8 protein-coding genes are annotated in these 9,531 nt (G+C 70.0%); 6 read left to right on the top strand and 2 right to left on the bottom strand.

Annotated elements, in window-relative coordinates; genetic code table 11:
• Positions 1–638: beta-ketoacyl synthase N-terminal-like domain-containing protein (locus tag VGK78_RS12345; RefSeq protein WP_331527943.1), on the bottom strand; the 638-nt coding region annotated here is incomplete at its 3' end.
• 137 nt (positions 639–775) lie between these two features.
• On the opposite strand from VGK78_RS12345, the gene mce reads away from it, so the two are divergent.
• From mce to VGK78_RS12375, 6 genes are all read left to right on the top strand, one after another.
• Positions 776–1,240, top strand: coding sequence for a methylmalonyl-CoA epimerase (gene mce / locus VGK78_RS12350; RefSeq protein WP_331527944.1), 465 nt, complete (start codon positions 776–778; stop codon positions 1,238–1,240).
• Positions 1,241–1,313: 73 nt separating this feature from the next.
• A complete protein-coding gene (locus VGK78_RS12355) occupies positions 1,314–2,693 on the top strand; it encodes an aminopeptidase C (protein WP_331527945.1) in 1,380 nt (459 codons plus the stop codon).
• A gap of 131 nt (positions 2,694–2,824) precedes the next feature.
• Positions 2,825–4,162: a crotonyl-CoA carboxylase/reductase gene (gene ccrA / locus VGK78_RS12360; RefSeq protein ID WP_331527946.1), complete on the top strand. Its 1,338-nt coding sequence runs from the start codon at positions 2,825–2,827 to the stop codon at positions 4,160–4,162.
• Positions 4,163–4,304: 142 nt separating this feature from the next.
• Positions 4,305–5,792, top strand: a complete 1,488-nt coding sequence (locus VGK78_RS12365) for a hypothetical protein (protein WP_331527947.1) — start codon at positions 4,305–4,307, stop codon at positions 5,790–5,792.
• 75 nt (positions 5,793–5,867) lie between these two features.
• Positions 5,868–7,070: an AI-2E family transporter gene (locus tag VGK78_RS12370; RefSeq protein WP_331527948.1), complete on the top strand. Its 1,203-nt coding sequence runs from the start codon at positions 5,868–5,870 to the stop codon at positions 7,068–7,070.
• A gap of 30 nt (positions 7,071–7,100) precedes the next feature.
• On the top strand, positions 7,101–8,075 hold the full coding sequence (locus tag VGK78_RS12375) for a formylglycine-generating enzyme family protein (RefSeq protein ID WP_331527949.1): 975 nt from the start codon (positions 7,101–7,103) through the stop codon (positions 8,073–8,075).
• Here the strand turns inward: VGK78_RS12375 and betC are convergent.
• Positions 8,030–9,531, bottom strand: a 1,502-nt coding sequence (gene betC / locus VGK78_RS12380) for a choline-sulfatase (protein ID WP_331527950.1), incomplete at its 5' end; no start/stop codon positions are given. The genes VGK78_RS12375 and betC overlap by 46 nt on opposite strands.

Below are 9,531 nucleotides of genomic sequence, written 5' to 3' on the forward strand. Positions count from 1 at the left end.
ATCGGGTCGCCCTTGCGCTGCGGGATCGAGACCGGGACGACCTCGTCGTCGAAGACGCCGTTCTTCCACGCCTCGGCGGCCCGCTGGTGGGAGCGTGCGGCGAAGGCGTCCTGCTCCTCGCGGGTCAGGCTGGTGTGTGCCTTGTTGTAGTCCTCGGTGAGCGCGCCCATGGCCTGGGAGGTGGCCTGGTCCCAGAGCGCGTCGTGGGCCATCGAGTCGACGAGGGTGACGTCGCCGTACTTGAAGCCCTCGCGCGACTTGGGCAGCAGGTGGGGTGCGTTCGTCATCGACTCCATGCCGCCCGCCACGACGATCTCGGCCTCGCCGGCGCGGATCAGCTGGTCGGCGGTGGCGATCGCGTTCAGGCCGGACAGGCACACCTTGTTGATGGTGATCGACGGCAGTGAGAGCGGCAGCCCCGCATGGATCCCCGCGGTGCGAGCCGGGTTCTGCCCGGCCCCGGCCTGGATGACCTGCCCCATGATCAGGTAGTCGACCTGGTCACCGGAGACGCCGGCCTTCTCGAGGGCACCCGTGATCGCGACACCGCCCAGCTCCGCCGCGGACAGAGACTTCAGGCCTCCGAGCAGCCGGCCGATCGGCGTACGGGCCCCGGCGACGATGACGTTTCCGGACATGAGGGTGCCTCCCACAGCAGACGAACGAACACTTCGACGATACCCAGGGCCGCACTCCGCCCGCGAGCGGCGACGTCACACCTGGCTGAGGAAAACCTCACACGCGAGCACGACTCTCGGCGTACGACGATGGGTCCATGGCCCTGCCGCACCTGGGAGAACTCCCCGACCACCTCTTCGCCGCGATCGACCACGTGGGCATCGCCGTGGCCGACCTCGACGCCGCCAAGGCGTTCTACCGCGACACCTTCGGGATGGAGACGGTGCACGAGGAGACCAACGAGGAGCAGGGGGTCCGCGAGGCGATGGTCCGGGTCGGGCCGGCCGACGACATCTCGGGGGCGATGATCCAGCTTCTCGCCCCGCTCGATGGAGACTCCACGATCGCGAAGTTCCTCGACCGCAACGGGCCCGGCATGCAGCAGCTCGCCTGCCGGGTGACCGATCTCGAGGCGGTCTCGGCGGTGCTGCGCGAACGCGGCGTCCGCCTGCTGTACGACGTGCCCCGGCGCGGGACGGCCGGCTCCCTGGTCAACTTCGTCCATCCCAAGGACGCCGGCGGCGTGCTCATCGAGCTCGTGGAGCCGCCTCCCCCGGCCTGACCCCGAGCACCCCTCGAGCCCCGAAGATCGACAGCACCCCCATCGTGGTAAGGGCCGGGGTAGCGTTCCGCTCATGACGAGCCCCTTGACCCCGGACCTGCTGGAGCGCTTCGCGAAGGCGGTCGACGCCGATCCCGGCGCCCGGATGATGCAGAACGCCCTCGCCCGGACGGATGTCGACACCGTCGTCCTCGACCATGCCCGGATGCTGTCGGTGCCCCGGTCGATGAGCCATCTCCTGGACGACTGGGAGGCCACCGACCAGAAGCAGTCCGGGCGGTGCTGGATGTTCGCCGGGCTGAACCTCCTGCGTGTCGGGGTGGCCGCCCGCCTCGGGGTCAAGGAGTTCGAGTTCTCCCAGAGCCACCTCCAGTTCTGGGACAAGCTCGAGAAGGCCAACCACTGGCTCGAGTCGATCCTGGCGACGGCCGACCGGGACGTCGACGACCGCACGGTCGCGCACCTCCTCGCGAGCCCGGCCGAGGACGGCGGGCAGTGGAACATGTTCCTCGCCCTGGTCGCCAAGCACGGGCTGGTGCCCAAGGAGGTCATGCCCGAGACCCAGTCGTCCTCCAAGACCAACAAGCTCAACCGCGACCTGTCGTCCCTCCTGCGCCGGGCCGCCCATGACCTCAGGAAACGGCACGCCGCAGGCGCCTCCGACGAGGAGGTGGCCGCGACCAAGGAGGAGGTGCTGGCCGCCGTCCACCGCGTCCTGAGCCTGCACCTCGGCACGCCCCCCACGTCGTTCACGTGGCAGTGGCGCGACTCCGACAAGGGCTTCCACCGCGACGGCGAGCTCACTCCGCGGGAGTTCGTCGAGCGCTACGTCACGCTACCGATCGACGACTACGTGTGCGTCGTGCACGACCCGCGGCCCAGCAGCCCGTTCGGCCGGACCTTCACCGTCGAGCACCTCGGGAACGTCGTGGGCGCACCGCAGGTGGTGTACCTCAACGTCGAGATGCCGCTGATCAAGCAGCTCGCCGCGGACGCGCTCGTCGGGTCGGCCGACCGCCCCGCCGAGCCGGTGTGGTTCGGGTGCGACGTCGGCCAGATGCTCGACGGCGACCTGGGGCTCTGGCACGCGTCGCTGTACGACTACGACGAGCTCTACGGCACGCAGCAGCTCGGCCCGGTCCTCACCAAGGCCGACCGCCTGTACCACCACGGCACGTCGATGACACACGCCATGCTGCTCACCGGCGTCAACCTCGTCGACGGCCCCGGCGACAGCCAGGTCCCGACGCGCTGGCGGGTGGAGAACTCCTGGGGCACCGAGAAGGCCGACAAGGGCTTCTGGACCATGGACGACTCCTGGTTCGACGAGTACGTCTTCGAGATCGCCGTCCCCCGCAGCGCTTTGCCCGAGCACCTGCGCAACGCGCTCGACCAGGAACCGATCGTGCTGCCCGCGTGGGACCCGATGGGTGCCCTGGCCACCTTCCACTGACCCTGACCCGCTGAGGTGGGAAGGCGCCACCTCGGCGTGTGAGCCGTCGGTCACAGAACCGCCACGCTCTCTGCACACTTGATTAGGGTTCCGAGAACCCCCTGTCGACCCCGACATCTGGAGACGACCCCGTGCAGCAGATCCTCGAGGCCATCACGTCCGGCACCGCCACCGCGGAGGACTTCGCGGCGTTGGAGGTGCCGACGTCCTATCGCGCCGCCATCGTGCGCAAGGACGAGGTCGACCTCTTCGACGGGATGGACTCCAAGGAGAAGGACCCGCGCAAGTCGCTGCACGTCGACGAGGTGCCGCTCCCCGAGCTCGGGCCCGGCGAGGCGCTGGTGGCGGTGATGGCGAGCGCGATCAACTACAACACCGTCTGGACGTCGATCTTCGAGCCGCTGTCGACCTTCGGCTTCCTCGAGCGCTACGGCAAGCTCAGCCCGCTGGCCAAGCGCCACGACCTGCCCTACCACATCGTCGGTTCCGACCTGGCCGGCGTGGTGCTGAAGACCGGGCTCGGGGTCCACGCCTGGAAGCCCGGGGACGAGGTGGTGGCGCACTGCCTGTCCGTGGAGCTCGAGGGGCCCGACGGGCACAACGACACGATGATGGATCCCGAGCAACGCATCTGGGGGTTCGAGACCAACTTCGGCGGGCTGGCCGAGATCGCGCTCGTGAAGTCCAACCAGCTGATGCCGAAGCCGACCCACCTGACCTGGGAGGAGGCCGCCTCCCCCGGCCTGGTGAACTCCACGGCGTACCGCCAGCTCGTCAGCCGCAACGGCGCGGGCATGAAGCAGGGCGACAACGTCCTGATCTGGGGCGCGAGCGGCGGGCTCGGCGGCTTCGCCACCCAGTACGCCTTGAACGGCGGCGCGGTCCCGGTCTGCGTGGTCTCCAGTGAGGAGAAGGCCGAGATCTGCCGGCGGATGGGCGCGGAGCTGATCATCAACCGGTCGGAGAAGGAGTACCGGTTCTGGAAGGACGAGCAGACCGCTGACCCCAAGGAGTGGCGGCGGTTCGGCTCCGACATCCGGGAGCTCACCGGAGGCGAGGACGTCGACATCGTCTTCGAACACCCGGGACGGGAGACCTTCGGCGCCAGCGTGTACGCCGCGCGCAAGGGCGGCACCATCGTGACCTGTGCCTCGACGACGGGCTTTCTGCACGAGTACGACAACCGCTACCTCTGGATGAACCTCAAGCGGATCATCGGCTCCCACTTCGCCAACTACCGCGAGTCCTGGGAGGCGAACCGCCTGATCGCGAAGGGCATGATCCACCCGACCCTGTCCCGGAGCTACCCGCTGGTCGAGGTCGGCCAGGCGGCGTACGACGTGCACCACAACCTCCACCAGGGGAAGGTCGGCGTTCTCTGCCTGGCTCCCGAGGAGGGGCTCGGCGTCCGCGACGAGGAGAAGCGGTCCCGCCATCTGGACGCGATCAACGCCTTCCGCGGCGTCTGATTCCGGCATTTCCAGCCGTCCGCCCACGTCAGGCGGCGTGTCGCAACCTGGCGCGTGAGATCGGCGTCGAACGGGGTGGAACTCGTTTCACGGCATCCGCCAGACTGGACCCAACTCGAGTTCCCGGGAGGATGTCCACACCATGAGCGACCAGGGCCTGTCCATCTTCGACGAGCCGGAAGAGACCCCTGACGACGAGCCGACCACGGTGATGGAGGCCCAGGACCAACCGGCCGAGAACAAGAAGCCGGTGGCCAGGACGGCCAAGAAGTCGGCCAAGACCGCACGGTCCAAGGTGCCACCGGTCGAGATCGACAAGCCCGCCCGCACTGCCCGGGCGGTCGAGGAGCGGGCCGACGAGGCCCTCGGCACGCCTGTCGAGGAACAGATCGAGGACCAGGCCGAGGACCAGGCCGAGGACCAGGCCGAGGACCCGGCCGAGGACCAGGCCGAGGACCAGGCCCCCACTCAGCAGATCCCGGCCACACCGGCCGCCACACCGACGCCGACTCCACGCGCTCCGGCTCCGGCCCGGGCGGAGGCACCGGCGGCGGCACCGGCACCGGCCGTCCGCACGCCCGCGCCCGCGCCGGTGCCCGCACCGACCCCGGCCCAGCCGCCGGCACCGGTTCAGCTCCCGACGTTCGCGACCGTCCGGCGCGGCGGGTACGACAAGGCCGCCGTGGACAACACCGTGCGGCAGATCCTCCAGGACAAGTCCGGCGTCGCCGCGGCGCTGACCCAGTCCGAGCAACGCGTCACCGAGCTCGAGAGACAGCTCCTCAGCGCGCAGGACGAGCTCGCCGAGAACGCGAACCCGACGTACGCCGGACTGGGTGGCCGCGCCAGCGCGATGCTGCGCCTCGCCGAGGAGGAGGCCAGCGAGATCCGCGAGGCGGGCACCCGCGACGCCGACGACATCCGGGAGCAGGCCGCCCGCGATGCCAAGAGCATCCGCGCCGAGGCGACCCGCGAGGCCGACGACATGCGCATCGTCCAGCTCAAGGAGCTCGACGAGATGCGGGCTCGGGTCACCGCGGACGCCGAGCAGGAGCGGGCGCTCGCCATGGCCGAGGCCGAGGACCTGCGGGCGTCTGCCAAGCGTGAGAGCGACCAGATCCGGCTCGCGGCGCAGCAGGAGACCAAGGACATGAAGGTCACCGCGACCCGCGACGCCGAGCAGACCCGCGCCGCCGCCGACCGCGAGGTCCAGGAGGCACGACGCACCCTGGCCGTGGAGCGAGAGCGGCTGGCCAAGGAGGCCAGCGACCACCACGCCAGCGCGACCGCCGAGACCAACCGACTGGTCGAGGAGGCCGAGCAGCGGGCGAACGCCGCCGAGGCGCGGGCCCGCGAGGCGACGGCCCAGGCCAACACCCACCGGCAGCAGGCTCAGCGCGAGGGCGAGGCGCTGCTGGCCCGCGCGCGCCGCGAGGCGGAGCAGATCGTGGCCTCCGCCCGGACGCAGGCCGACGCGGTCGCCTCCGCGGGCAACGCCGAGCAGGAGCGCAACCTGGCCGCCCTCAAGGCCGAGGTCGACCGGATGACCAAGCGCCGTGAGGCCATCTCCGCCCAGCTCGGCTCGCTGCGGGAGATGATGGCCGGCTTCGGCGACGACGAGAGCTCCTGATCACTCCTCCGCCCACAGCCACGCGCGGGACCGCCGTTGCGCGGCCCCAGCGCGTGGGCACTCCATAATCGGCGCATGAGCGACACCTCCGGGCCGGGCGACGACGCCACCCGCGACCCGGACGCCGGCCGCAGCGACGTGAACCTCGAGCAGACGGAGGACCCGGACAGGGGCGAGCGCGACGACAGCGCGGCGTACCTGCACCACCCCGACCAGCACCCGGACGAGCTCGGTGAGCCCGGGCCTCCGCTGAACAACCGCTCCCCGTTCATGTGGGGCCTGCTCGGAGGGATCGGGGCACTGGTCGCCCTGTGGATCGGGCTGATGGTGACCCGGATCAGCGGCGTGATCCTGCTGGTGGTGGTCGCGCTCTTCCTGGCGGTCGGGCTCAACCCGGCAGTCGAGTTCCTGATCCGCCGCGGGCTGAAGCGGCCGTGGGCGGTGCTCTGCGTGATCCTCGGCGTGCTGCTCGTGTTCGCCGGCTTCCTGACGATCCTGGTCCCGATCATCAGCCACCAGGTCACGCAGATCGGCGACAACCTCCCGGCCTGGTTCGACAAGCTCCAGCGGAACCAGCAGATCCGGCACCTGGACGACAAGTACGACATCACCAGCAAGGTCGAGGACTACGTGAAGTCCGGAGCCTGGGCGCAGAAGGCGTTCGGCGGCGCGGTCGGCGTCAGACTGGCGATTCTGGGAGCCCTGCTGAACGCCTTCGTGGTCGTGGTGCTGACCCTGTACTTCCTGGCGTCGCTGCCCTCGATGAAGCAGGCGGCCTACTCCCTGGCCCCCGCGACCCGACGCGAGCGCGTCTCGCTGTTGGGCGACCGGATCCTGCGCAACATCGGCGGCTACGTCTCCGGCGCCTTCGTGGTGGCGATGTGCGCCGGCATCAGCACCCTGATCTTCCTGTTCATCGTCGGCCTCGGCAGCTACGCCGTCGCGCTGGCGATGGTGGTCGCCATTCTCGACGTGATCCCGATGATCGGCGCGACCATCGGTGCGGTGATCGTCTGCGCGATCGCGTTCGCCACGGACCTGAAGACCGGGATCGTGGCGGTGATCTTCTACATCGCCTACCAGCAGGTGGAGAACTACGTGATCTACCCCAAGGTGATGGCGCGGTCGGTCGAGATCCCCGGCGCGCTGACGGTGATCGCCGCGCTGGTCGGCGGCACCCTGCTCGGGGTCGTCGGCGCCCTTCTCGCGATCCCGACCGCCGCCTCGATCCTGCTGCTGGTCAGAGAGGTGTTCCTGCCCAGACAGGAGGCCCGCTGACGCGGCCCAGGTCCTGGCAGACTCACCGGCATGAGCTCGTGCTGCTCGCCCGACCGGCCTGATCGAACGACGACCGACGTCGAGACACTTCCTGCGCCGGCGACCGGTTCGAGCCGGGCACGCGGGCTGGTTCCGATCCCCCCGGGGCGATTCGTGATGGGTACCGATGACCCACGCGGGTACGCCGCCGACGGGGAGGGCCCCCCTCACCCCGTGGAGCTCTCGGCGTACCGCATCGGCGCGCACACGGTGACGAACGCGGAGTTCGCGGAGTTCGCAACCGCCACCGGCCACCGCACGACGGCCGAGGAGCTGGGCTCGTCCTTCGTCTTCGTGGGGCTCCTGCCCGACGGCTCTCCGCCCACCCGCGCGGTGGCTGCCGCCCCGTGGTGGCGAGAGGTACCGGGCGCCACGTGGCGTCGGCCCGAGGGCCCAGGGTCGTCGGTGTCCGGCCGCGAGCAGCACCCCGTCGTCCACGTCAGCTGGTACGACGCGGTCGCCTACTGCCGATGGGCCGGCGTCCGGCTTCCCACCGAGGCGGAGTGGGAGCGAGCCGCTCGCGGCCCCGACGGCGGACACCACTTCCCATGGGGTGACGAGCGAGAGCCCGGCGGCGAGCACCGCATGAACGTGTTCCAGGGCCGCTTCCCCGAACGCGACGCCGGCGAGGACGGCTGGGTCGGCACCTGCCCGGTGGGGACGTTCCCGCCGAACGGCTTCGGGCTCCACGAGGTGACCGGCAACGTCTGGGAGTGGTGTGCCGACTGGTTCGCCCCCGACTACTACGGGCGATCTCCTGCGGGCGACCCCGCGGGGCCCGCATCAGGGACGGCGCGCGTCCTGCGTGGCGGGAGCTACCTGTGCCACGAGAGCTACTGCTGGCGCTACCGGGTCGACTCGCGGAGCGCCAACACACCGGACAGCAGCGCCGGGAACGTCGGCTTCCGGGTGGCCGCCGATCAGGGCTCTGGCTTCGTTTCGGCGCGAGTGCGCACAGACGGGTAACGAGCCATCGCCTCGAGGTCGCCGAGGTCGGTGTGGTTGCGGATGTAGCGGTGACCGGCGTCGTACGGCGGCCCGTAGTCCCACTCGGGGGACCTGCCGCGCACGTTGGCCGCGCCGACCACTCTCCGGTTGCGCTGGCTCTGGCGCACCTCGCGGTCGATCTGCTCGAGGTCCCAGCGTTCGTCGACCGCCTTCCTCAGCTCGGCCAGGAGCTCGGCGCAGTCGGGGTCGGCGGCACGGTTGGTCCGCTCGAGCGGGTCGGTGGCCAGGTCGAAGAGCTGGTCGGGGTCGACCGGTGAATGGATGAGCTTCCACGAGCCCTTGCGGTACATGATGATCGGCGCGACCGCGCCCTCGGCGAGGTACTGGGCCACGACCACCTCGCGGTCGTCGTGATCGCCGCGCAGCAGTGGCATCAGGCTCTCAGCGTCGAGGCCGGCGGCCACGCCCTGGTCGTCCCCGCCCGCGATGCCCACCAGGGTCGGCAGGAGGTCCATGGTGGAGACCGGCGAGGCGACACGCCGGGTCTCGAAGAGGCTCGGCGCCGAGACGACGAGCGGCACGCGCGTCGAGCCCTCGTAGAACGACATCTTGTACCAGAGCCCGCGCTCGCCCTGCATGTCACCGTGGTCGCTGGTCAGGATCACCACCGTGTTGTCGAGCTGACCGGTGACCCGCAGGATCTCCAGCAGGCGCTGGATCTTGTCGTCGACGTACGACACGGCGCCGAGATAGGCGTGCCGGGCCGTGCGGACCATCTCGTCGGTGATCTCGACGTCCTCCATCGCGCACACCGCGCGCAGGCGCTCGTCATGGGGGTGGGTGATCGAGGCGTCGTAGCCGTACGACGGCATCGGGACGTCGTTGTGCTCGTAGCGGTCCCAGTACTCCTGGGGGATCGCGTAGGGATCGTGCGGGTGGGTGAACGACACCACGAAGCAGAACGGCCGCTCGTCACCCGACCGGATGTGCTCGAAGAGCCCTCGCTCGGCAGCGAACGCCACCTCGTCGTCGAAGTCGAGCTGGTTGGTGCGCACCGTCACGCCGGCGTCGGTCACCGACGACATGTCGTGGTACCAGTGCGGGCGCTCCAAGGTGTCCCAGTCGGGCGTCCAGTTGAAGTCGGCCGGGTAGATGTCGGTCGTCAGCCGCTCCTCGTAGCCATGCAGCTGATCGGGGCCGATGAAGTGCATCTTGCCGCAGAGGATGGTGCGATAGCCGAGGTAGCGCAGGTAGTGCGCGATCGTTGGCGTGCCCGCGTGGAATTCACTTGCGTTGTCCCATGCCTCGATGGAGTGCGGCAGGCGCCCGGACAACATCGAGAAGCGGGAAGGCGCGCAGATCGGGAAGTTGCAGTAGGCTGCGTCGAAGACCATGCCCGAGCCGGCGAGCGCAGCAAGATGCGGAGCCTGCACGACCGCGTGACCATAAACCGGCAGGGACGGAACCGCCAGCT

Source organism: Nocardioides sp. (genome assembly GCF_036503465.1).
Classification (GTDB): Bacteria; Actinomycetota; Actinomycetes; order Propionibacteriales; family Nocardioidaceae; genus Nocardioides.

Coding starts and splice junctions, on each gene's coding strand:
- VGK78_RS12370 (WP_331527948.1), top strand. CDS start 5,868: ATGAGCGACACCTCCGGGCCGGGCGACGACGCCACCCGCGACCCGGAC.
- mce (WP_331527944.1), top strand. CDS start 776: ATGGCCCTGCCGCACCTGGGAGAACTCCCCGACCACCTCTTCGCCGCG.
- VGK78_RS12375 (WP_331527949.1), top strand. CDS start 7,101: ATGAGCTCGTGCTGCTCGCCCGACCGGCCTGATCGAACGACGACCGAC.
- VGK78_RS12355 (WP_331527945.1), top strand. CDS start 1,314: ATGACGAGCCCCTTGACCCCGGACCTGCTGGAGCGCTTCGCGAAGGCG.
- VGK78_RS12365 (WP_331527947.1), top strand. CDS start 4,305: ATGAGCGACCAGGGCCTGTCCATCTTCGACGAGCCGGAAGAGACCCCT.